The 23,214-nt window shown below is 70.8% G+C and carries 15 protein-coding genes and 1 pseudogene; 12 read left to right on the forward strand and 4 right to left on the reverse strand.

What is annotated here, in order from left to right:
• Positions 1–34: 34 nt before the first annotated feature.
• The 4 genes from D451_RS26220 to D451_RS0102835 all read left to right on the forward strand — a co-directional run bounded on the left by D451_RS26220 (position 35) and on the right by D451_RS0102835 (position 5,263).
• Positions 35–1,087: a helix-turn-helix transcriptional regulator gene (locus tag D451_RS26220; protein WP_017533347.1), complete on the forward strand. Its 1,053-nt coding sequence runs from the start codon at positions 35–37 to the stop codon at positions 1,085–1,087.
• Positions 1,088–1,185: 98 nt separating this feature from the next.
• Positions 1,186–2,907: a glycerol-3-phosphate dehydrogenase gene (gene glpD, locus D451_RS0102825; protein ID WP_014908649.1), complete on the forward strand. Its 1,722-nt coding sequence runs from the start codon at positions 1,186–1,188 to the stop codon at positions 2,905–2,907.
• A gap of 140 nt (positions 2,908–3,047) precedes the next feature.
• The gene (locus D451_RS0102830) at positions 3,048–3,764 is read left to right on the forward strand and encodes a response regulator transcription factor (RefSeq protein WP_014909335.1); all 717 of its coding nucleotides are present in this window, start codon (positions 3,048–3,050) and stop codon (positions 3,762–3,764) included.
• A 20-nt stretch (positions 3,765–3,784) separates the two neighbouring features.
• On the forward strand, positions 3,785–5,263 hold the full coding sequence (locus tag D451_RS0102835) for a sensor histidine kinase (protein ID WP_014909145.1): 1,479 nt from the start codon (positions 3,785–3,787) through the stop codon (positions 5,261–5,263).
• 10 nt (positions 5,264–5,273) lie between these two features.
• Here the strand turns inward: D451_RS0102835 and D451_RS27185 are convergent.
• Positions 5,274–6,551 (reverse strand): annotated as a pseudogene (locus D451_RS27185) (TAXI family TRAP transporter solute-binding subunit); the annotation flags it as partial.
• Between D451_RS27185 and D451_RS0102845 the strand changes: the two are divergent.
• The 8 genes from D451_RS0102845 to D451_RS0102880 all read left to right on the forward strand — a co-directional run bounded on the left by D451_RS0102845 (position 6,520) and on the right by D451_RS0102880 (position 20,757).
• On the forward strand, positions 6,520–7,602 hold the full coding sequence (locus D451_RS0102845; RefSeq protein ID WP_017533349.1) for a TAXI family TRAP transporter solute-binding subunit: 1,083 nt from the start codon (positions 6,520–6,522) through the stop codon (positions 7,600–7,602). The pseudogene D451_RS27185 and the gene D451_RS0102845 overlap by 32 nt on opposite strands.
• Positions 7,603–7,615: 13 nt before the next feature.
• A complete protein-coding gene (locus tag D451_RS0102850) occupies positions 7,616–8,179 on the forward strand; it encodes a DUF1850 domain-containing protein (protein ID WP_014909545.1) in 564 nt (187 codons plus the stop codon).
• A 111-nt stretch (positions 8,180–8,290) separates the two neighbouring features.
• On the forward strand, positions 8,291–10,531 hold the full coding sequence (locus tag D451_RS0102855) for a TRAP transporter permease (RefSeq protein ID WP_017533350.1): 2,241 nt from the start codon (positions 8,291–8,293) through the stop codon (positions 10,529–10,531).
• A 103-nt stretch (positions 10,532–10,634) separates the two neighbouring features.
• Positions 10,635–11,666 (forward strand): hypothetical protein, encoded by a 1,032-nt coding sequence (locus D451_RS0102860; protein WP_026124774.1) that lies wholly within the window; start codon positions 10,635–10,637, stop codon positions 11,664–11,666.
• A 91-nt stretch (positions 11,667–11,757) separates the two neighbouring features.
• On the forward strand, positions 11,758–13,257 hold the full coding sequence (locus D451_RS0102865; RefSeq protein ID WP_017533352.1) for a 3' terminal RNA ribose 2'-O-methyltransferase Hen1: 1,500 nt from the start codon (positions 11,758–11,760) through the stop codon (positions 13,255–13,257).
• Positions 13,254–15,845: a polynucleotide kinase-phosphatase gene (locus tag D451_RS0102870; protein WP_026124775.1), complete on the forward strand. Its 2,592-nt coding sequence runs from the start codon at positions 13,254–13,256 to the stop codon at positions 15,843–15,845. The genes D451_RS0102865 and D451_RS0102870 overlap by 4 nt, the downstream gene beginning before the upstream one ends.
• 222 nt (positions 15,846–16,067) lie before the next feature.
• A complete protein-coding gene (locus D451_RS0102875) occupies positions 16,068–18,050 on the forward strand; it encodes an elongation factor G (protein WP_017533353.1) in 1,983 nt (660 codons plus the stop codon).
• Between the two features lie 223 nt (positions 18,051–18,273).
• Complete coding sequence (locus tag D451_RS0102880; protein WP_017533354.1) at positions 18,274–20,757, forward strand: endonuclease/exonuclease/phosphatase family protein; 2,484 nt, start codon at positions 18,274–18,276, stop codon at positions 20,755–20,757.
• Positions 20,758–20,800: 43 nt separating this feature from the next.
• Here the strand turns inward: D451_RS0102880 and D451_RS0102885 are convergent, their stop codons facing one another.
• From D451_RS0102885 to D451_RS0102895, 3 genes are read right to left on the reverse strand one after another with little or no spacing between them, the layout of a single operon-like run.
• The gene (locus tag D451_RS0102885; RefSeq protein ID WP_017533355.1) at positions 20,801–21,547 is read right to left on the reverse strand and encodes an ABC transporter permease; all 747 of its coding nucleotides are present in this window, start codon (positions 21,545–21,547) and stop codon (positions 20,801–20,803) included.
• Complete coding sequence (locus tag D451_RS0102890; RefSeq protein WP_017533356.1) at positions 21,544–22,311, reverse strand: ABC transporter permease; 768 nt, start codon at positions 22,309–22,311, stop codon at positions 21,544–21,546. Before D451_RS0102890 ends, D451_RS0102885 begins: the two co-directional genes overlap by 4 nt.
• Complete coding sequence (locus D451_RS0102895; protein ID WP_017533357.1) at positions 22,308–23,207, reverse strand: ABC transporter ATP-binding protein; 900 nt, start codon at positions 23,205–23,207, stop codon at positions 22,308–22,310. Before D451_RS0102895 ends, D451_RS0102890 begins: the two co-directional genes overlap by 4 nt.
• Positions 23,208–23,214 lie beyond the last annotated feature (7 nt).

The raw sequence follows: 23,214 nt of genomic DNA on the forward strand, positions 1-23,214 counted from the left end.
GACATCTTCTGTCAGGTAGGCGGAGAATGTTCTCATGCGCGCCGATCGACTGGTCTCCCTGATCCTGTTGTTGCAGAACCGAGGCCGTATGACCGCGGACCGCCTCGCCGCCGAACTGGAGGTCTCGGTCCGCACCGTCTATCGGGACGTCGAGGCGCTCGGCACCGCGGGCGTCCCGGTGATCGCCGATCGGGGCCCCGAGGGCGGCTACCGGTTGATGGAGGGGTACCGCACCCGGCTGACCGGGCTCACCGGCGCCGAGGCCGACTCGCTCTTCCTGCTCGGAGCCCCCTCCGCCGCTCGCGACCTGGGATTGGACGCCGTGCTGGCGACGGCCCGGCACAAGCTGCGGGCCGCTCTCCCCGCCCTGTTGGCCGAACGCGCCGAGCGGGTCCGGGACCGTTTCCACCTGGACGCGCCCGGGTGGTTCCGCGACGCCGAGGAGGTGCCTCTTCTGGCGGAGGTCACCGAGGGGGTATGGGAGCGGCGGGTGCTGCGCGTCCTCTACCGGCGGCGTAACACCGAGGTCGAGCGGGAGCTGTGGCCGCTCGGCGTCGTGCTCAAGGGCGGGACCTGGTATCTGGTGGCGTCGGTCGAGGCCGGGGACGAGCGGGCGGTGCGGACCTACCGGGTCTCCCGTCTTTCGTCCGTGGAGACGACCGGGGAGGTCTTCGCGCGGCCGACCGGTTTCGACCTGGTCTCCTACTGGGAGGAGTCGGCCCGTCGACTGGAGGGTTCGGTGCTCCGAGGGAGGGCCCGCCTGCGGATCTCGCCGAGGGAACGGGAGCTGTTGCCGATGCGGTTCGGCGCGGTCGGGGTCCGTGCCCTGAAGGGGGCCGGGCCACCGGACGAACGGGGCTGGGTGGAGGTCGAGATGGAGGTGGAGACGCTCGCCGTGGCCGTGGGCGATCTGCTCCGCATGGGCACGGGGGCGGAGGTGCTCGGTCCGGAGGAGTTGCGTCGAGCGGTCGCCGACGAGGTGGCGGCCTTGGGCCGTCTCTACGAGGGGAGGGACCGAGGGGGTGGTGGGGATCGGGGAGGCCCCGTGTGGCTCCGCGAGATGTCGGGGTCGTCCGGGTTAGCCTGAGAGGCCCACCGGTCGGTCGCCACACCGATCGGCCCGATGGACGGGCCTCGAGCGGGTATGCGCTCGGGAGAAAGACCCATCGAGACGGAGGACGACCTATGGCGACCACCTGGTTGGGACCGAAGGGCCGCGCCACGGCGCTGGCCTCCATGGCCGACGAGGAACTCGACGTGCTCGTGGTCGGAGGTGGGATCGTGGGGGCGGGGATCGCCCTGGACGCGGTCTCGCGCGGCCTGTCCACGGGGTTGATCGAGGCGCGCGACTTCGCCTCGGGCACCTCCAGCCGGTCCAGCAAACTGATCCACGGCGGGCTCCGTTACCTGGAACAGCTCGACTTCGAACTCGTCCAGGAGGCGCTCCAGGAACGCGGGCTCCTGCTCACCCGACTCGCCCCGCACCTGGTCCGGCCGGTGCCGTTCCTCTTCCCCTTCCAGCACCACTGGGAGCGTTTCTACATCGGGGCCGGCGTCGCCCTCTACGACACCCTCGCCATGACCTCGCGCAACAACCGGGGGCTGCCCTCGCATCGGCATCTGACCAGATCCGGTGCGATGAGGGTCTTCCCCGCGCTCAAGAGAAGCGCCCTCGCCGGAGCGATCCAGTACTGGGACTGTCAGGTCGACGACGCCCGCTACGTCACCACGGTGCTGAGGACGGCGGCCGGCCTGGGCGCGCGGATCGCCTCGCGGGTACAGGCGGTCGAGTTCCTGCGCGAGGGCGAGCACGTGGTCGGGGCGACCGCGGCCGACCTCGAGAGCGGGGAGCGGCTGCGGATCCGGGCCCGGCAGGTGGTCAACGCCGCCGGCGTGTGGACCGACGACATCCAGGAGATGGTCGGCGGTCGCGGTCAGATCCACGTGAGCGCCTCCAAGGGCGTGCACCTGGTGGTGCCGCGCGACCGTATCCAGGCCTCCTCCGGGATGATCCTCCAGACCGAGAAGAGCGTGCTCTTCGTGATCCCCTGGGGACGGCACTGGATCATCGGCACCACCGACACCCCTTGGGACCTGGACAAGGAGAACCCGGCGGCGAGTCGGGCCGACATCGACTACGTCCTGGACCACGTCAACCAGGTCCTGCGCACGCCGCTGGGCCGCGACGACGTCGAGGGCGTCTACGCGGGTCTGCGCCCGCTGCTGTCGGGGGAGTCGGAGGAGACCTCCAAGCTGTCCCGCGAGCACACGGTCGCGCATCCCGTGCCGGGCCTGGTGCTCATCGCGGGCGGCAAGTACACCACCTACCGGGTCATGGCCAAGGACGCCGTGGACGCGGTGGCGCACGGCCTGGGCGGAGGTGTTCCCGAGTCGGTCACCGATCGGCTGCCACTGGTGGGCGCGGACGGCTACTCGGCGCTGTACAACCAGCGTCACCGGCTGGCCCGCGACTCGGGCCTGCACGTCTCCCGGATCTCGCATCTGCTGCGCCGTTTCGGTTCGGCCGTCCACGACGTGCTCGACCTGATCAAGGAGCGTGAGGACCTGGGCCGCCCGCTGGCCGGGTCCGACGACTACCTGAGGGCCGAGGTCGTCTACGCGGTGGAGGCTGAGGGCGCCCGACACCTGGAGGACGTCCTGTCCCGGCGGACCCGCATCACGTTCGAGACCTGGGACCGGGGGATCGCCGCCGCAGAGGAGGCGGCCGAGCTGATGGCCGAACCCCTCGGGTGGGACCGGGCGCAGGTGGAGCGCGAGGTGGAGTACTACCGCAAGGGCATCGAGGCCGAACGCGCCGCCCAGGAACAGGACACCGACCAGGAGGCCGACGCGATCCAGCACGGGGCGCCGGAGATCGTCCCGGACGTGCACGCCGACCGTTCCTGAGCCGGACTTCCGATATTCGGAACACAGGGGGGATCGCACTGGTCACACAGTGCGGTCACCCTGTTGTGTCCCATGGCACACGGTCCCGTTAGGGTGCTTATGACCCCCTGGTGTACTTACCCTCCAAAGGACCCGCAGTCATGATCAAGGTGCTGCTCGTCGAAGACGACGTCCGGCTCGCCGACGCCCTCGCCGGTGCGCTCGAAGCACACGGTTACGAGGTGGACCAAGTCCGAACCGGAGCGAGCGCGTTGGCCGCGCCGCCCGCCGATGTCGTCCTTCTCGACCTCGGGTTACCGGACATGGACGGCATAGAGCTGTGCCGTCTCCTTCGTGAACGTCAGGACTTCGGGGACACCGCGGTCATCATGGTCACCGCGCGGGGCCGGCAGCGAGACCGTGTACTGGGGTTGCGTTCGGGCGCCGACGACTACGTGGTCAAGCCCCTGGGCATCGAGGAACTCTGCGCCCGGATGGAGGCCGTCCTGCGGCGCACCCGTAAGAGGGTCGACACCACGTTGGAGGCCGGCCCGGTCCGTGTCGACCTGATCACCCGCACCGTCGAGTGCGAGGGGAGACCGGTCGAGCTCACCCGGAAGGAGTTCGACCTGCTCGTGGTACTGCTGCGCGACGCCGGGGCCGTCGTCTCCCGTGAACACCTCCTGCTCCGCGTGTGGCAGACCGCCTGGCCCGGCACCCTGCGCACGCTCGAAGTGCACATCGGCACCCTGCGCTCCAAGCTGGGAGTACCCCGGCTCATCCAGACCGTGCGCGGGGTCGGATACCGCCTGGGAAGCGCCGGCGGACCGCACGGCGGCCGTCCGGTCGCCGCGTCCGCCCGCGCCTCTCGGAGCTGAGAGGCCGACTGGGGCCCGGTATGCGCAGACGTCTGGTGACCGTGTACGTCACCCTGCTGGTGGCGGCCTGCCTTGCTCTGGCGGTGCCCTTGTGCGGCAATATCGCCGCCCGCGGCACCTCGGACATGCTGCTCGACAGGATGAACGACACCGCGCGTTTCGCGGGGTTGGCCGAGCCGAGCGTGCTCACCGGGAACGGGGGCACCCTCGCCGGTGAGCTGGCCGCCTATGAGCAGGTGTACGGGATCGCGGCACTGGTGGTGGACCGTGACGGCGAGGTGGTGGCCTCCTCACGGTCCGGCCTGACCCTCGCCGATCTGGAGCCGGACGGGTGGTCCGGCGGGGACGGCGACATGCCCGAGCCGGTGCGCACCGCCCTGGCCGGGAACCGGGTGGGCGGTGACCACGTGGTCTGGCCCTGGCAGGATCGCCCGCTCGTGGTGGCCGAGCCGATCGGTCGCTCCGGGGAGGTGGTCGGCGCCGCCGTCACCGTCTCTCCCACCGAGTCGCTGCGTCGCGCCACCCTCGTGCAGTGGGGGGTGACCTGGCTGGTGGCGTTCGCGCTCATGCTGGCCGGGATCGCCGCGGCCGGTCCGCTCACCCGGTGGATCCTGCGTCCCATCGACGACCTGGACGAGGCCACCCGCGCGGTGAGCGGCGGGAGTCTGGACATCAGGGTGCCCACGGCGGCCGGCCCGGAGGAACTGCGGCGGTTGGGGGAGTCCTTCAACCAGATGGCCGACACCATCACCTCCATGTTGGAGAGTCAGCGCACCTTCGTGGCCTACGCCGGACACCAGGTCCGCAACCCCTTGGCCGCGCTACGCCTGCGGGTGGACGGTCTCGCCCGACACCTGGGACCGGACGCCCGGCAGGAACACGAACTGGCCTTGGACGAGGTGGACCGGCTCACCCGTATCTGCGACAGCCTGCTCACCCTCGCCCGTACCGAGGACGCCGAACACTCGATGGTGTGGGAGGACGTCCGGGAGGTCGTCGAGAACCGGGTGGCGGCGTGGAGCCCCATCGCCGAACGCGCCCGCGCCGAGCTGCTCTGCGAGGGGAGGTCCGGGGTGTCGGTGCGCTGCGTGGAGGGCACCCTCGACCAGGCCTTGGACGCGCTCATCGACAACGCCCTCAAGTTCGGCGGACACGGGGTGCGGATCGTGGTCCGTGTGGGCGAACCGGTGTGGGAGGTCGACGGTCGGGAGGGGCATCTGGACGTTCACGTGGTGGACGACGGCCCCGGCCTCCCCGAGGAACAGCTCGACCGGGCCACCGAACCCTTCTGGCGGGACGGTGGTGGGGGCGGTTCCGGGCTCGGGCTGTCCATCGTGGTCACCCTGCTGGAGCTCCAGGGGGCGAGCCTGTCGTTGCGACCGGCACGGCCGAACGGGATCGACGCCCGGATCCGGCTCCGGGCGATCTCCCCTCACGAGCCGGGGGAGGGGTGCGAAGGGGACCCGGAGGGGACGCCGGAGAGTCATGGGCGTACTTGACCGACCGGTAGTAGGAGACGGCGCCCGGATGCAGGGGCACCGGCAGGGTCGATATGGCCGACCTCGGATGCAGTTGCAGGGCGACCGGATGGATCTCCGCCAGTTCGTTCCGGGACTCGAACAGCAGCCGGGTGAGCGCCTCCGCCGTCCGATCGGGCATCTGCTCGTTGGCCACCAAGAGGCTCGGTACGCCGATGGTGCGCACCGCGGGCACGTTCTCGTACGTTCCGGCGGGCACCGGTAGCTCGGAGAAGAACTCGCCGTACTCCTCGACCATGTCCGGAACGTGTTCGGACAGGTCCAACAACCGGATCGGGGTCCGTTCGGCGAGATCGGCGACGACCTTCGTGGGCAGACCGCCGGACCAGAAGAAGGCGTCGACCCGCCCCTCCTCCAAGGCCGAGGCCGAGGCGCCGATGGAGAGCCGCAGCCGGGTCACGCCCGAGGGGCCGGAGGGCGGTGTCGCCCGTTCCTCGTCCCGGGGCCCCTCCTCGTCCATCGGTATCCCGCTCTCGATGCCCTCGCCGTCCTCCCCGAGACCGGAGGCGCGGAGGAGGCGTTCGGCCATCATCTCGGTCCCCGACCCCAGCGCGCCCACGGAGACGGTGCCCCCCGCCAGGTCGGAGACGCTCTGGTAGGGGGAATCCGCGCGGACCACCACGTGCGTGTGGTTGTCGTACAGGCGGGCGATCGCGGTGATCGGCAGTGGACGGTCGAAGGGCTCCTCGCCCTGGACGGCCAGGGCCGCCACGTCGGCGAGGGTGAAACCCGCGTCCAGCGATCCCGAGGCGACCAACCGGTTGTTCTCCACACTGGCGGCCGTCGTCAGGACACGGATGCGCGTGTCCGGATCGGAACCGGCCACGTGCGCCAGACCGGTTCCATACGTGTGGTACACGCCGCCGGCTCCACCCGTGCCGATGGACAGGTGGAGGGGGTCCGTGTAAAGGGGGTGTGACCAGGAGAGCAGTGTGACGGTCAACAGACCGACGGAGAGGGCTCGGGTGGTCGCCCACAGACGGTGGGTGGGAGGCCGCTCCATACCCGAACAATAGCAATCGGGGACGAACCTCAGGAGAGGCTCAAATTCACCTCCCCGGTTTACCCGTTTCACAGGAATGACGGTTAGGTTGCTCGCGACGGAGAGTGGTACATGCCATATCCGTACCCGGAGGGCGGGTGTGTACCGGAGTACCCATACCCCCGAAGTTCTCCGACATCCCCTGAGCCGAAAATCCGAGAGGACCCAACCGACCATGCGACGCAATCCGCTGTCCCTGGCCGCCATCCCCGCCGGCGTTCTCCTGCTGGCGGCGTGCGGGGCACAGCCCGCAGAGCAGGCCGCCGAAGACGTCGAACTCGGTGGCGGGCCCGTCCAGAACAACCTCAGCATCGTCACCGGCGGCACTAGCGGTGTGTACTACCCGATCGGCGGCGCCCTGCGCACGATCATCGGCGACAACCTCGAAGGCCAGAGCGCCTCGGTCGAGGCCACCGGCGCCTCCGTCGAGAACATCCGTCTGGTGGGCGGCGGCGACGGCCAGCTCGCCATCGTTCAGGGCGACGCCGCGGACCAGGCCTTCACGGGTACCGGTGACTTCGAGGGCGAGCCGATCGAGACCTACTCGCTCGCGGTCATGTACCCGAACGTCTTCCACGCCGTGACCCTGGCCGACATCGCCGAGTCCAAGGGCTTCGAGTGCTTCTCCGACGTGGTGGGCAACCGCTACTCCGTCGGCGACATCGGCAGTGGTAACGAGGCAACCACCAACCAGGTCTTCGAGTCGCTGGAGATCTCCTCCAAGGAGATCGAGCTCCAGCAGCTCGGTTACGCCGAGACCGCCAACGCCCTGACCAACAACCAGCTCGACGCCGGTTCCTGGGTCGTCGGCGAGGGCCACTCGGGTATCACCGAGCTCGGCACCACCGAGGACATCGCCATCATCGAGATGTGCGACGACGAGCGCGAGGCGGTCGTCAGCGGCTACGGCGGCTACACCGAGCACGTCATCGAGGGCGGCACCTACCCGGGTGTCGACGAGGACGTCGACACCATCGCCGTGTGGAACGCCCTGGTCGTGAGCGGGGAGTTCAACGAGGACCAGGCCTACGAGATCACCAAGGCGATGTTCGACAACATCGACCAGGTCATCGGCGTCTACGGTCCCGGTGAGAAGTACCTGGTCCCGGAGACCATCGAGAACAGCCCGGTCCCCGTCCACCCGGGCGCCGTCCGCTTCTACGAGGAGCAGGGCATCGAGATCCCGGCGGACCTGCTGCCCGAGGCGGACTCCTCCGGCGACGAGGACGCCGCCGCCGAGGACTCCGACGACGAGTAGGACCCGTGACCCGATGAGTACCCCGAAGAGGGTGCGCGGATCCGCGGACACCGGAACGCCCCGGCGTCCGCGGATCGCCGCGATCGGGGGCATCACCATCCTCCTGGCCCTGGGGGCGGCGGCCGCCCTTCTGCCCCTGTGGCCCGCGCTCCGGTTGAGCGTCGACGGAGAACACCTCGGCCACCTGCCCCTGGCCGAGGGGGAACGGTTCACGATCGCCTACGTGCACTCGATCGACCATCTGCCGATCGAGGAGAACATCGAGGTCCGCGAGGACACCCTGGTGGTCGACTCCACCCGCCTACGCCAGTTCGGCGCCGGTATGGGCCACATCCCCGGAGAGGGGAACGGCCGAGCCGACGGTGAATGGTGGGTCATCGAGGACATGGAACGCGACATCGGACCCGAGGTCGCGATCCGCGTGGGCGCGCCCTCGGTCGACCACCGCGTGCGCACCCCCGACGCCGAGGTACGGCTGTCACCGTGCCTGGCGACCCGCAGGGTGCTCATCGAGCCCGTCAGGGCCACCGCCCTCCAGCTGCTCTTCGATCACGATCCGCAGCCGGAGTGCGACTAGCACGACCGAGGGAGTGTTCCCGAGGACACGCCCCGCCCCCGCCTGAGACACTCCGCCGCGCGACCCTTCCGTGTCATACGCCCCGCGCGGCCCAGCGAACCGAGGAAGAACATGGCCGAGACCCCAGGACAGGCGAGGGGCGATTCGCCCCCGAGCCCGGAGAAACCCGAGGCGGACGCGACCGAAGCGACCGTCGAGGGCACCGACACCGCGACCGTCGTCACCGAGGAGGGAACGGAGAGCGACCCCGGAAAGAAGAACCGTAGGACCGGAACGTCCGCCGACGCCCTGCCCGACGTCGACGGACTCGGCGAGGACGCCCCGCCGTTCTGGCGCCGGGTCTCCGCCGAGCGTTGGGGCGAGGGACGGGCCGGCATGATCATGGGCGGGATCATCCTCGCCCTGGGCATCGCCCTGACCGCCTTCCAGCTCTACATCGCCCTGCGCGCGGGGCTGGACGCGCGTCAGCAGCGCCTCATCCACCTCATGCTCGTGATGATGATGGTCTTCGTCATCATGCCGCCCTTCAAGAAGGCCAAGGTCGGGGAGAACCCGGCCCTGGTCCTCGTGGGCGCGATCCTCGACCTGCTGATGGTCGTCGGAACCGTGGTGGTCAGCCTCTACCCGATCGTCTTCCAGGCCGAGCTGGCCCGGCGGGCCGGCGCCTACACCGAACTGGACTGGATCGTGGGCGCCATCGCCATCGTGATCCTGCTGGAGGCCACCCGCCGCTCGGTCGGCCTGGTCATGGTCCTCCTGGTCGCGGCGTTCCTCCTCTACGCCTACTACGGGCCCTACATCCCGGGCCAGTTCGGCCACTCGGGTGTGACCCGTGAACGCATCGCCACGCACGCCTTCCTGGGCAACGACGGCATCTACGGGCTCACGTTGGGCGTGGTCGTCACCTTCGTCTTCGTGTTCATCCTGTTCGGCGCGCTGCTGTCCAAGACCGGCGGCGGCAACTTCTTCGTGGGTCTGTCCTACGTGCTCACCGGCCGTATGGTCGGCGGCCCGGCCAAGGGAGCGGTGCTGGGCAGCGCCCTGATGGGCTCGGTCTCCGGTAGCGCCATCGCCAACGTGGTCACCACCGGACCGTTCACGATCCCGCTGATGAAGAAGGTCGGCTACAAGAAGCACGACGCGGCGGGTGTCGAGGCGGCCGCCTCGACCGGTGGCCAGATCCTGCCCCCCATCATGGGCGCCGGCGCCTTCCTCATGGCCGAGCGGCTGGGCATCCCCTACGCGGACATCGTCAAGGTCGCGATCATCCCGGCGCTGATGTACTTCGCGCTGATGTTCCTGTTCGTGGACATCCTCGCCCGCAAGCACAACGTCGGTCTGATGAAGAAGGAGGACCTGCCCTCCTTCGGCGAGGTGATGCGCGCCGGTTGGCACTTCATGGCCCCGCTGATCCTGCTCATCGTGCTGCTGCTCAACTACGTGCCGCCCACACAGGCCGGTCTGGCCGCCTGCGGCTCCCTGCTGGTCGTCGCCATGCTGCGGGCGAGCAGCCGGCTGAGCCTCAAGGACTTCCTCGAGGTGTTCGTGATGGCGGCCCGCAGCACCCTGCCGGTGTCGGTGGCCTGCGCCGTCGCGGGCATCATCGTCGGTATGGTCGGCCTCACCGGCCTGGGCCTGGTCTTCTCCGACGTGCTCGTGAACGCCTTCGCCGGAAGCCTGTTCATGACCCTGGTGATGGTGGCCCTGGCCTCCTTGATCCTCGGTATCGGCCTGCCGGTGACCGCCTCCTACGTGGTGCTGGTCATCCTGGCCGGCCCGGCCCTGGAGCAGCTCGGTCTGGCGCTCATCGTGGCCCACATGATCGTGTACTGGCTCAGCCAGGACTCCAACGTGACCCCGCCGGTGGCCTTCGCGGCCTTCGCGGCGGCCGGTATCGCCGACTCCAAGCCGATGCGCTCGGGTGTGTCCGCGTGGAAGTTCGCCAAGGGTCTGTACCTGATCCCGCTGCTGATGGCCTATTCGGCGCTGATGGAGGTCGATGGTCCCATCCTGGACCTGGTCATCGCGATCGCCACGGGTTCGGTCGCGCTCGCCGCCGGAGCCATGGCCATCGAGGGCTTCTTCCTGCGACGCACCCTGCTGGGCGAGCGCATCGCCCTGGGGCTGTCGTCGGCCCTGGTGCTGATCGCCCCCGAGTGGACCGGCTGGACGCAGTCGCTGCTGTCGGTCCACGTCGCCTCGGACTGGTTCGTGCTGGCCGGCACCGTGGCCTGTACCGTGCTGATCGCCCTCCAGGTGATCAACCACCGTCGCGACAAGGCCAAGGGCCTGGTCGCCGACTTCGGTGTGGTGCAGAACAAGACCGAGGTCCCCGAGACCGCGGTCAACTAATCCCCTTTCAGGGCCCGCCGTCCTCTTCGGGACGGCGGGCCCTTCGCGTGCCCGGCCCGGGCGGACCGATCACCGATGCCCTAACCTCGCTGACATGGCTGGCATGTGGCGATTCGGATGGAAACCGACGAGGGCACCGCGCGGTGCCGACCTGGAAGGGGTGTTGGTCTCCTCCTCTCTCGGGACCGATCCGCTGTTGCGCGCCGGCTGCCGCGCCGTCCGCGAGGGCGACGTCGAGGTCGGCTCCTCCCTGCTCCTGGAGACCCGGGACGACCCCGAGGCCCGCGCCTACCAGGTCGAGGCCCTGGGCCGGGCCGCGGTGGAGCGGATCGACGAGGTGGCCGCGCTGGTCGACGCGGGCGCCGACCGGGCCGACACGATGCTGTGGCTCGGCCACACCCTGATCGCCCGCGCCATGTCCCTGCCGGGCGGGGGACCTGCCGAACGCAAGGCCGTGGAGGCCGCCCTGCACGAGGCCCGCGTGCCCTTGGAGGAGGCGGCCCGGATCCACCCCGACGACGCCGCGCCCTGGTCCGCGCTCCAGACCGTCGCCATGGGGTTGGGCGATCGGGAGGAACGCGAACGCGCCTGGAACGAGGTCGCGAACCGTACGCCCCATCTCTTCTCCGCGCACATGACCCGGGTCCGGGCCCTGGCCCCCAGCCGGGGCGGTTCGGCCGAGGAGATGTTCGCCGCCGCGGGCGCCGCGGCCGACACCGCGCCCGAGGGAGGCCCTCTCCCGTCGGTGCTGGCGCTCGCCCACGCCGAGTTCCTGAGAGGGGAGCGGCGCCGTCTCGTGGACGAGGGCAACAGCGCCTACATCGTGTCCATGAGTCTGGGACGCCTGCACGGCGACGCGATCGGCGAACTCTTCCGTCTCGCTCGGACCTGGGCTCAGGCGCCGGTGCCGCACGTGCGCGACGTCCAGGCCCACCACCTGTTCGGGTGGGCCTTCCACCGGGCGGGGGAGAAGGACGCGGCACGATGGCATCTGGAGCGGGTGGGACGCTTCTCCACCGAGATCCCCTGGTCCTTCTTCGGCACGGCTCGGACCGAGGTGGCACAGGCCATGGCCGACCTGGGTGTGGACCCTCGCCGGGGGCCCGGAGAGGAACCCGAACCCGACCAGCGGTGACCCGGGGCGGGGGAGCGTAACGGGGCGAGGGCGGAGGGACGCCGACGAAAAGCACTGGTCCGCCCGGAACGGGATCGGTGACAATGCACGGGTGCTACTGACGATCTCGACCACGAACCGCCCGGCCACGGACCTCGGACACCTGCTCCACAAGCATCCGGACAAGGCGCAGAGCTTCGAGCAGTCCTTCGGGACCGCGCACGTCTTCTACCCCGAGGCCACCGACGAGCGCTGCACCGCGGCCCTGCTCCTGGAAGTGGATCCGCGGGCCCTGTTGCGCGCGCGTACGTCGGTGAGCACGCCCGACTTCTCCCTCGCCCAGTACGTCAACGACCGCCCCTACGCCTCCTCGTCGCTGTTCACGGTGGCGCTGGGCCGGGTGCTGCGGAGCGCGATGCGAGGTACGTGCGAGCGTCGCCCCGAACTGGCCGACACCCCCATCCCCCTGGTCCTGAGCCTGCCCGCAGTGCCCTGTCACCCCGGTCCGGAGCGCGCCCGAGCGCTCTTCGAACCGCTCGGCTGGACGGTGGAGGCCGTACCGGTCCCGCTCGACCCCGACCTGCCCGATCAGGGCGACTCCCACTACCTGTCGCTGACCCTGACCGGCACCGTGCGGTTGTCCGAGGCGCTCAACCACCTGTACGTCCTCCTGCCCGCCATGGAGGGCGGCAATAAGCACTACTGGGTGGACTCCACCGAGATCGACAAGCTGCTGCGCGCGGGCGGGGCCCCGGTCGACGGGGTCGAGGGCGAGGAGGGCGCCGGCTGGCTGGCCGCGCACCCCGAACGCGACTGGATCACCCGCCGCTACCTGGCCCGCCGGGAACGGTACGTGCGCACGGCCCTGTCCCGTCTGGCCGAGTCCGAGGACCGGTCCGGCGAACCCGGGAACGACGCGGTCCCGAGCGACCCGGCGGTGGAGGAACGCGAGCCCTCCCTGGCCGAGCGGCGCGTGGGCGCGGTCATGGCCGTGCTCGACGCCGAGCGGGCCACCAGCGTGATCGACCTGGGATGCGGCGGCGGCCGACTGCTGGAACGTCTGGTCGGCGACCGGAGACTGGAACGGATCACCGGCGTGGACGTCCACGTGGGCGGTCTGGAGATCGCCCACCGCAGGCTCTGCCGGGGCTGCGAGCCGGGCGGCGGCCGCGGGCATCGGCCGCTGTTCGCCGCCTCCCACGGTTCCGACGGGGGCGAGGGGACGCCGGGCTCCCGCCTCGCGCTCCTGGCGGGCTCGGTGGTCTACCGTGACCGTCGCTTCCACGGTCACGACGCCGCCGTGCTCATGGAGGTCGTCGAACACCTCGACCCGTCCCGACTGCCCGCCATGGAGGACGTCGTCTTCGGCGACGCCGCGCCCCGCGTCGTCGTGGTCACCACCCCCAACGTCGAGTACAACCGCCACTACGAGGGCCTCGCCGACGGCGCCCTCCGCCACGCCGACCACCGCTTCGAGTGGACCCGCGCCGAGTTCGCCGCCTGGGCCGACCGGGTCGCCGAACGGTACGGCTACATCGTCCGGTACCTGCCGGTCGGCGACGAGCACCCCGAGACCGGGGCCCCGACCCAGATGGGAGTCTTCACCAAATGACCGAGCCGAACGTCGAGGCCGCCCGCGAGCCCCGCGTGCTCGGCGTGCCCCGGATGGGGCTCGTCCTGCTGGTCGGGGTCTCCGGATCGGGCAAGTCCACCTTCGCCGCCGAGCACTTCGCGTCCACCCAGGTGATCGGCTCCGACTTCTGTCGGGGCATGGTCGCCGACGACGAGAACGACCAGACCGCCACCGGCGACGCCTTCAAGCTGCTCGATACCATCGTCGACATCAGGCTCCGCCGTGGACTGCTCACCGTCGTGGACGCCACCAACGTCCAGCGCAAGGCACGCGAGAGCCTCATCCGCATCGCCAAGGACAACGACGTCCTCACCACCGCCATCGTCCTCGACGTGCCCGAGGCCCTGGCCCTGGAACGCAACCGCTCCCGCCCCGACCGCGACTTCGGCGACCACGTCGTACGCCGGCAGCGGCGCGACCTGCGCGACGGCCTCAAGCGTCTGGCCCGCGAGGGGGTGCGCAAGGTGTACCACCTCAAGGGACAGGAGGAGATCGACTCCGTCCGGATCGAACTGGAACGCCCCTGGCCGGACCGGACCGAGCTGACCGGGCCCTTCGACATCATCGGCGACGTCCACGGCTGCCGTTCGGAACTGGAGACCCTGCTCGGCGAGCTCGGCTACGAGACGCGCAGGGACGAGGAGGGGCGCCCGGTCGGCGCCCACCACCCCGAGGGCCGCACCGCCGTGTTCGTCGGCGACCTCGTGGACCGGGGGCCCGACAGCCCCGGTGTGCTGCGCCTGGTCATGGGCATGGTCGCCGACGGCGACGCCCTCTGCGTGCCCGGAAACCACGAGAACAAGCTGATCCGCTACCTGAAGAAGGGCAAGGCGACCCTCACGCACGGCCTCGCCGAGACCGCCGAACAGCTCGGACGCGAGAGCGAGGAGTTCCGTCGACGGGTCCTGGAGTTCTGCGACGGCCTGGTGAGCCACCTGATCTTGGACGGCGGCTCCCTCGTGGTCGCCCACGCCGGGCTCAAGGAGGAGTACCACGGCCGTGCCTCCGGCCGGGTGCGCTCCTTCGCCCTGTACGGCCAGACCACGGGGGAGACCGACGAGTACGGTCTGCCCGTGCGGCTGCCCTGGGCGCGCGAGTACCGGGGCCGGGCCGCGGTGGTCTACGGGCACGTGCCCTCCGACAAGGCCGAGTGGCTCAACAACACCATCTGCCTGGACACCGGCTGTGTGTTCGGCGGACGGCTCACCGCGCTGCGCTATCCCGAGCGGGAGATCGTCGACGTCGAGGCCGAACGCGTCTGGTACGAGCCGGTGCGCCCGCTCGCGGACCAGGCGCCGAAGCGGGACGGAGAGGGGACGGACCGGGCCATCGGCATCGACGACGTCGGTGCGGGGACCGGATCCGGGCTCTACGTCGACACCGGGTACGGGACCGTCCGGACCACGCCCGAGAGCACCCTGGCCGCCCTGGAGGTCATGAGCCGTTTCGCGGTCGACCCGCGCTGGCTGGTGTACCTGCCGCCCACGATGGCGCCCGCGCCCACCGCCGCCGACCCCGCCCTGCTGGAGCACCCCGACGAGGCCTTCGCCTCCTACCGGTCCTCCGGCATCGGGCAGGTGATCTGCGAGGAGAAGCACATGGGCTCGCGGGCCGTGGCCGTGCTGTGCCGGGACGAGGCCGCCGCCGAACGTCGCTTCGTCCCCGGTGAGCTCGGCAGCCTCTACACCCGCACCGGTCGCCCCTTCTTCAAGGACGCCGAACTCGGCCGTCAGGTGGTCGACGAGCTGCGTCGGGCCGTCACCGACGCCGGACTGTGGGACCGCCTCGGCACCGACTGGGTCGTCCTGGACGGTGAGCTTCTGCCCTGGTCCGCCAAGGCCGGAGCGTTGATCCGCGAACAGTACGCCTCGGTGGGGGCCGCCGCGCGGGCCTCGCTCCCCGCGGCCGGGGCGGCGCTGGCGGCCGCCGCCGCGCGTGGAATCGACGTGTCCGGGCTCGCCGACACCATCGAGCGCAGAAGCGGACAGATGGAGGCCTTCTCCCGGGTCTACCGTCGCTACGTCTGGGAGACCGATGGGATCAAGGGGCTGCGCTTCGCGCCCTTCATGCTCCTGGCCTCCGAGGGGAAGGAGTACACCGAGGCCGACCACCTGTGGCACATGGGCGTGGTCGAGCTGCTCGCCAAGGCCCACCCGATGATCCACCCCACCCGCTACCGGGTCGTGGACACCACCGACGGCGACGCCTGCGCCGCGGCCGCCGACTGGTGGCGGGAGATGGTCGACGCCGGAGGCGAGGGCATGGTGGTCAAACCGCTGTTGGGGGCCAGGGCCGAGGCGCGCAAGGGCCTGGTCCAGCCGGGGCTCAAGGTGCGCGGCCCCGAATACCTGCGGATCATCTACGGGGCCGACTACACCGACCCGGAGCGGCTCGCGGTGCTCAAGGAGCGCGGACTGGGCCGTAAGAACGGGCTGGCCATGCGCGAGCACAAGCTGGGGCTGACCGCCCTGGCCCGGCTGACCGCCGGCGAACCGCTGTGGCGGGTCCACGAGCCGGTCTTCGCCCTTCTCGCCCTGGAGACCGACCCGGTCGCCCCCCGCCTGTGAGGCCGCCCCGCACGGGGCATCGGGGCCGGGGAGGGACACGCGCGGAAAACCGCTTGCGTGTTCCACCCCGGCCCCACCAGCATGAACGTGATCCCCACCGGCGACGGACGCCGGACACGACGGTGATCGAACCGGCACCCGGCAGAGAGGTCGACGGCATGCGGCGTTCCCACGGAATCTTCGAGCCCGCCCTTCGGACACGAGACCTCCTGGGAACAGCCCTTGACCAGCACCGTCAACCTCGGGATCGTCGCCCACGTCGACGCCGGTAAGACCAGCCTCACCGAGAGGCTCCTCTACGACACCGGGGCGATCGACCGCCTCGGCCGGGTCGACGACGGCGACACCCGGACCGACACCGGCCGCGTCGAACGCGAACGCGGCATCACCGTGCGCACCGCCGTGGCGCCCTTCCACGTCGGCGGCACACAGGTGAACCTCATCGACACCCCCGGCCACGCCGACTTCGTGGCCGAGGTCGAACGCGCCCTGACCGTCCTGGACGGCGCCGTGCTCGTCCTGTCGGCGGTCGAAGGGGTCCAGCCGCACACCCGCCTGCTCATGCGGGTCCTGGAACGCGCGCGCATTCCGACCCTGCTCTTCGTCAACAAGGTCGACCGCTCCGGCGCCGACCCCGAACGGGTCCTGGAACGGATCGCCCGCCTGACCGACCGTGCCCTGCCGATGGACCGGGTCGTGGACCCGGGTGGTCGCAAGGCCCGTGTCGTCGCCCACGACCTCGACGCACCCGACCACGCGGCCCGCGTCGCCGAGTTCCTCGCCGAACACGACGAGGAACTGTTGGCGGATCTGGTCGAGGACCGTTCGATGCCCGACGCCGGGCGGCTCCACGCGGGCCTGCGCGACCAGGTCCTGCGCGGCCTGGCCCACCCGGTGTTGTCGGGCTCGGCCGTCACCGGCGCGGGGATCCCCGCGCTGCTCGGGGCGATCACCGGGCTGCTCTCGCACCACCGGGGATCGCCACCGGGGAACGATGAGGAGACCCGGGGCACCGTCTTCGCGATCGAGCGCGCACCCTCGGGTGAGAAGACCGGCTACGTCCGCCTCTTCTCCGGGCGTCTCGAACGACGCGAACGCCGCACGTGGGAGCGGGCCGACCCCGCCGACGGCGAACCGCACGAAGGTCGCGTCACCCACCTCGAGGTGGTCGGGGCCGAACACGACCGTTCCAGGCCGCTGACCGCCGGCGGGATCGGCCGGATCCGTGGTCTGCCGGCCCTTCGGGTCGGCGACCGGCTCGGACCGCCCGTCGCGGCGCACGGGCTCTCCCGCCCCGCGCTGGAGGCCCTGGTCCGTCCCGAACGTCCCGATGAGGCCTCCCGCCTGCACGCCGCCCTCACCGCCCTGGCCGAACAGGACCCGCTCATCGGGTTGCGCGTCGTGCCGGGCGAGGGGGTCTCGGTCCTGCTCCACGGGGAGGTGCAGAAGGAGGTCGTCGCCGACACCCTGGCCACGGACTTCGGGGTGCGGGCGCTCTTCGGTCGCAGCGCCACGGTCCACGTCGAACGTCCGATCGGCGTCGGCACCGACATCGAGGAGATCGACCCCTCTCGACAGGTGGGGGCGCCGGTCGCGGTCGGCCTGCGGGTGGAGCCCGCGTTCGAGGGCTCCGGTGTGACGTTCCGGCGGAAGACCGAGCTGGGAGCCCTGCCGCCCGCCTACGATCGCGCCGTGGAACGGACGGTGCGCACGGCCCTCGGACAGGGGCTGTACGGGTGGCCGGTGACCGACTGCGTCGTGACCCTGGTGCGCAGTGGGTACGATCCGCCGCTCACCGAGGCCGCGCACTTCCGCCGACTCGTGCCGATGGTCGTCCTGAGGGCGCTGGAACGGGCCGGGACCCGGGTGTTCGCACCCGTCCAGGACTTCGAACTGGAGACCCCGGAGGAGACGCTGAGCCCGGTGCTCTCCCTGCTCGGAGGGCACGGCGCGCGGGTGCGCGAGACCGGGATCGACGGGGACGCCTGGCGGGTGACCGGCGAGATCGCGGCCGCCGAGGCGCATCGGGTCGGCGCCGAGATCGTGGGCGTCACCCGGGGCGAGGGCGTGTGGACCACCCGCCCGGCGGGGGAGCGGCCCCTCACCGGTGCCCCGCCCCGCCGACGCAGGACCGACGGCAACCCGCTGGTGCTCGACGAGTACCTGGTCCACCTGGCCAATGCCGGCCGCTCCGGAGCGGACTGACCCCACCCGGTCTGGACCGGACCGTACCGCCGTCGCCACCGACCCCCGGACTTGGACGATCGCACCAGGGCCGGGGGTCCGATCCGTGGTGGGATCACAACAATCGGATGCCGCTTCGTCTTCTTTTCACGTGGTCTCTTTCGACCGGACATTCACGACGTACATGATGTGGCCGCACGGACCCCCGTGCTCCCCCGAGCCAACGGAAGATAACGGAGAAGGCGTGTTCCCGACCCCTTCCAGACCCGGTCCCCCCGACACCCCCGGAACCCGGCCCGCGCGCCGTGGCCGCGCCCTGGCCACCGGATCCGCCCTGACCGCCCTGGTCCTGGGCGCCGGCCTGATCACCTCGGTCCCCGCGGCGGCCGCGGCCGACACCCCGCTCATCAGCGAGGTCTACGGCGGAGGCGGTAACAGCGGCGCCCCCCTGCGCCACGACTTCGTCGAACTGGGCAACCCCACCGACGCCGCCGTGGACGTCTCCGGCTGGAGCGTCCAGTACCTTCCGGCCCGTCCCGGCCCCTCCACCCGGGTCCAGGTCACCCCGCTCGAAGGAGAGATCCCCGCCGGCGAGCACTACCTGATCCGCCAGGCCGCGGGCACCGGCGGCGGCGCCGACCTCCCCGAGCCCGACGCCGCCGGCAACACCAACATGTCCGCCACCGCGGGCACGGTGCTGCTCGTGGACGGCACCGGAGCCGTCGAGTGCCGGACCGCCGCCGACTGCGCCGCCGACGAGAACGTCGTCGACGTGCTCGGCTACGGCGCCGCGACGATCTTCGCCGGATCACCCGCGGCCGGCACCGGCAACACCACCTCCGCCTCGCGCGACGAGGCGTTCACGCACACCGGGGACAACGCCGCCGACTTCACCGTCGGCGAGCCCACCCCCACCAACTCCGTAGGCGAGACCGCCACCGAACCCGGCGAAGGCGAGCCCGGGGAACCGGTCGAGCCGGGCGAGGACCGCATCCACGACGTCCAAGGCGTCACCCGCACCTCGCCCCTGGCGGGGGAGCAGGTCACCGGCCTGCCCGGAGTGGTCACCGCGGTCAACGCCTTCGGCGGCGGCCGCGGCTTCTGGTTCCAGGACACCGAGGGCGACGACGACCCCCGCACCAGCGAGGCGCTGTTCGTCTTCACCGGCTCCACCACGCCCGACGTCGCGATCGGCGACGAGGTCCTGGTCGCCGGACGCGTGAGCGAGTACCGTCCGCAGGCCGGCGCCCAGACCATCACCCAGCTCGAACAGGCCCGCTGGACCACGCTCTCGCGCGGCAACGACCTGCCCGAGGCGATCCTCCTGGAGGAGGACACCCTCCCCACCGCCTACGCCCCCTCGGACGGCGGTGACATCACCGACAGGGAACTCGAACCCGACACCTACGCCCTGGACTTCTGGGCCGCCAACGAGCACATGCTCGTCCGGGTCGAGGACGCCCCGATCATCTCGCCGACCGACGGCTACGACGCCCTGTGGGTGACCACCCGCCCCGACGAGAACCCCACCCCCAACGGCGGCGCCCACTACGGCTCCTACGACGACCCCAACGGCGGCCGGGTGAAGATCGAGTCGCTGCTGGACCGCGCGGAGCGCCCCTTCCCCGAGGCGAACGTCGGCGACACCCTCGCCGGGGTCACCGAGGGTCCCGTCTACTACAGCCGGTTCGGCGGCTACCTGATCCGCGCCACCACCCTGGGCGAGCACGTCTCGGGCGACCTGGAGCGCGAACCGCTCCGTGAGACGGCCCGCCACGAGGTCAGCGTCGCCACCTACAACGTCGAGAACCTCGGCGGCGCCGACGACCAGGAGGCCTTCGACGACCTCGCCGAGGGCCTGGTCACCTACCTGCGCTCGCCCGACATCGTCGGCCTGGAGGAGATCCAGGACAACAGCAGCGAGACCGACGACGGCGTGGTCGACGCCGACGTCACCCTGGACCGTCTGGTCGACGCGATCGCCGCCGCCGGCGGGCCCACCTACGAGTGGCGCCAGATCAGCCCCGAGGACAAGAAGGACGGCGGGGTCCCCGGCGGCAACATCCGCAACGCCTTCCTCTTCAACCCCGCGCGGGTCCAGTACGTGGACGTGGAGGGCGGCGACGCCACCACCCCCGTCGAGGTGGTCGAAGGAGAACGCGGCGTCGAACTGTCGGTCTCCCCGGGCCGGATCAGCCCCGGCGACAGCGCCTGGAACTCCAGCCGCAAGCCCCTGGTCGGCCACTTCCGGGCGCTCAACCGCGACATCTACGTGGTCACCAACCACTTCAACTCCAAGGGCGGGGACCAGTCCCTGCACGGCGTGAACCAGCCGCCGAACCGTACCAGCGAGACGCAGCGCAACGCCCAGGCGGAACTGGTCCGCGAGTTCGCCGACGAGCTCCTGGCGGCGGACCCCCGGGCCAACCTGGTGGTGATGGGCGACCTGAACGACTTCCAGTTCTCCCGTACCCTCGACATCCTCACCGGCGACGGCGCCCTCATCAACCCGATGGTGGAACTGCTGGAACCGAACGAGGGCTACAACTACAACTTCGACGGCAACTCCCAGGCGCTCGACCACATCTTGGTCAACGGCGCCCTGTCCGGTCGGATCGACTACCGGATCGCGCGGATCAACTCCGAGTTCCACGATCAGGTCAGCGACCACGACCCCCAGGTGCTGTGGATCGACACCCGCGCCGGCACCTCGCCCGGCCGGCGCTGAGGTTCCGGAACCGGCGGGGGCATCACGCCCCCGCCGGTTCCGGTCATCCCACGTCCCGTCGGGACAGGACGAACGCGGACAGCCACCACAGGAGGCCGGTGAGGGCCGAGGCGGAGAGCACGATCGCGCCCACCGCGGACGGGTCGATCTCCGCCGAGCCGGAGACGGCCCCGTTCCCCAGGAACGACGCCGAGGTCACCAGGGCCTGGGGGACCAGGTAGGACACCACACCGCCCTCACCGCCGAGCATCGTAGCCACCCCGAGCGCGCACCCGAGCAGCCCCAGGGCCACCGGCGCGGTGAACGACCGGATCAGCATCGACAGCAGGGATTGCAGGGCCGCCACCGGCAGGGCCGCGACCACGGCGAGCAGCGCCACCGGCACGTACTCCCACGGAGGGGCACCCTCCAGCCCGAGCACCCACGTTCCGGTCAGGCCTATCAACACCAGCAGCACCATCTGCATCGCGGTCACCACGAGAGCGAGAGAGACGATCTTGGCCCCCACGATCGCGCTCGGACGCGCGGGCGTGGTCATCAACAGGTTCCAGTTGTTCCCCCGGTGTTCCATCCGCCAGGCGGCGGAGGCCAGCACCGCCACCCCCATCGACATGAAGAACAGCCCGTAGAACAACACCGCCTGGGAACGGTAGGGACCCCAGCCGGAGGAGAGGACGTCCTGGTTGCCGTGGTAGTTCAGGGTCCCGGCGGTGACGGCCAGAACCGGGAGGACGACCGCCACGATCCACAGGGACGAACGCCGGAGTTTGGCCAGTTCGGAGACGATCACGCGGGACCTCCCTCGGCACGGTCCAACCGTCGGCAGGCCGTGAGGAAGAGGACCGCGGCGCCGCCCAGGAACAGGGTGAACAGGACGGGATCCGGCTGGGACTCGATCAGCCGATCTCCCCCCTCCATGCGCAACGGGGAGATGGCCGCGTAGTACCCCCACGGCAGCGCGTACGCCACCCACGAGGGCATGAGCAGGGAGAAGACCGCGTAGAAGGCCCCGAGCAGCCCGACCCCCAGACCCACGAGCTGGTTGTCCACCCGGGCCGCCAGCCACAGGTGCAGACCCATCAGCGCCAGGTGCACCGCCGTCAGACAGAGCGCGTAACGACCCCACAGGAGGAGGGGCGGCGTCGGCTCGATACCGGCGACCGTCCCCGCCAGGATCAGCAGCGCGCACTGCGCCACCACCGTCGAGACCAGGGCCGTGCCCAGGACGAGGGCCTTGGCCCGGCACAACAGCCCCGGCCCCATCCCCGCCGTCCGGGCGAGCGTCCACCCCTGCCCCTGATGCTCGATGTCCACCTGGCGTCCGGCGAGCACCGCGACCAGGATCGGCGAGGTCATCGCCGCGACCATCACGTGGTTCAGCAGGAGCCGCTCCCACGGACGCGCGTCCGGATCGGCGAAACCGGCCCGCGTCGCCTCCGACCCCAGGCTCATCCCGGCCAGGACGACGACGGCCACCACCATCACCAGGCACAGCGCCCACACCCGCATTCGTCGCGTCTTACGGACCTCCAGGTCCACGGCGGTCCGGATCACGACAACCCCTCACGTCCGGTCAGGTCCATGAAGACCTCCTCCAGCGAACGCTCGACCCGGCGTAGACCGTGGACCGGTACGTCGTGGTGGACCAGGTGGCGTACCAGGGCGGCGGTGGACCCGCCGTCCCGTCCGGCCAGCCGCAACCCCTCGCGCACGCGCACGGCGGACAGCCCCGACGCCAGCGCGCGCTCGGGCTCGGGGGTCTCCACGATCAGATCCGGGGCACTGCGGTCGAACAGCTCCTCCCGGGTGCCCTGGAAGATCAGCCGCCCCTGACCGAGGATCCCCAGGACCGACGCCATCCGGTCGATCTCGTCGAGCAGGTGGCTGGAGACCATGACGGTGACGCCCTCTCCGGCCAACGACACCAGCAGAGCCCGGATCTCCTCGATCCCGGCCGGATCCAGCCCGTTGGTGGGCTCGTCCAGGATGAGCAGACGGGGTTCGCGCGCCAACGCCATCGCGATGCCCAGACGCTGCTTCATGCCCAACGAGTAGGCGCGCACCGGCTTGTCCATCTGGTCGCGCAGCCGCACGGTGGCCACGGCCCGCTCCACCCGGCGTTCGGACAGGCCGAGCATCCGACGGACGATCGCCATGTTCTCCCGTCCGGTCAGATGGCCGTAGCCGGGCGGTGACTCGATCAGCGATCCGATGAGCGGGGTGAGCTCGTGCCGGGTGCGGCGGTCCATGGGACGGCCCAGGACCCGGATCTCGCCCCGAGTGGGCCGCACCAGGGACAGCAGCATCTTCATCGTGGTGCTCTTCCCCGAACCGTTGGGCCCGAGAAAACCGTAGACGCGACCTTCGGGCACCCGCAGGTCCAGGGAGTCCACGACCGTGCGCGACCCGTAGGCCTTGGTCAGTCCCTCGGTGGTGATGACGTGACTCATGGAGCCT

Source organism: Nocardiopsis alba DSM 43377 (assembly GCF_000341225.1).
In the GTDB taxonomy this organism is placed as follows: Bacteria; Actinomycetota; Actinomycetes; order Streptosporangiales; family Streptosporangiaceae; genus Nocardiopsis; species Nocardiopsis alba.

Bases quoted from the DNA above. Each gene is read 5' to 3' on its own strand.
- D451_RS26220 (WP_017533347.1), top strand. From the start codon at position 35: ATGCGCGCCGATCGACTGGTCTCCCTGATCCTGTTGTTGCAGAACCGA.
- glpD (WP_014908649.1), top strand. From the start codon at position 1,186: ATGGCGACCACCTGGTTGGGACCGAAGGGCCGCGCCACGGCGCTGGCC.
- D451_RS0102830 (WP_014909335.1), top strand. From the start codon at position 3,048: ATGATCAAGGTGCTGCTCGTCGAAGACGACGTCCGGCTCGCCGACGCC.
- D451_RS0102835 (WP_014909145.1), top strand. From the start codon at position 3,785: ATGCGCAGACGTCTGGTGACCGTGTACGTCACCCTGCTGGTGGCGGCC.
- D451_RS0102845 (WP_017533349.1), top strand. From the start codon at position 6,520: ATGCGACGCAATCCGCTGTCCCTGGCCGCCATCCCCGCCGGCGTTCTC.
- D451_RS0102850 (WP_014909545.1), top strand. From the start codon at position 7,616: ATGAGTACCCCGAAGAGGGTGCGCGGATCCGCGGACACCGGAACGCCC.
- D451_RS0102855 (WP_017533350.1), top strand. From the start codon at position 8,291: ATGGCCGAGACCCCAGGACAGGCGAGGGGCGATTCGCCCCCGAGCCCG.
- D451_RS0102860 (WP_026124774.1), top strand. From the start codon at position 10,635: ATGTGGCGATTCGGATGGAAACCGACGAGGGCACCGCGCGGTGCCGAC.
- D451_RS0102870 (WP_026124775.1), top strand. From the start codon at position 13,254: ATGACCGAGCCGAACGTCGAGGCCGCCCGCGAGCCCCGCGTGCTCGGC.
- D451_RS0102895 (WP_017533357.1), bottom strand. From the start codon at position 23,207: ATGAGTCACGTCATCACCACCGAGGGACTGACCAAGGCCTACGGGTCG.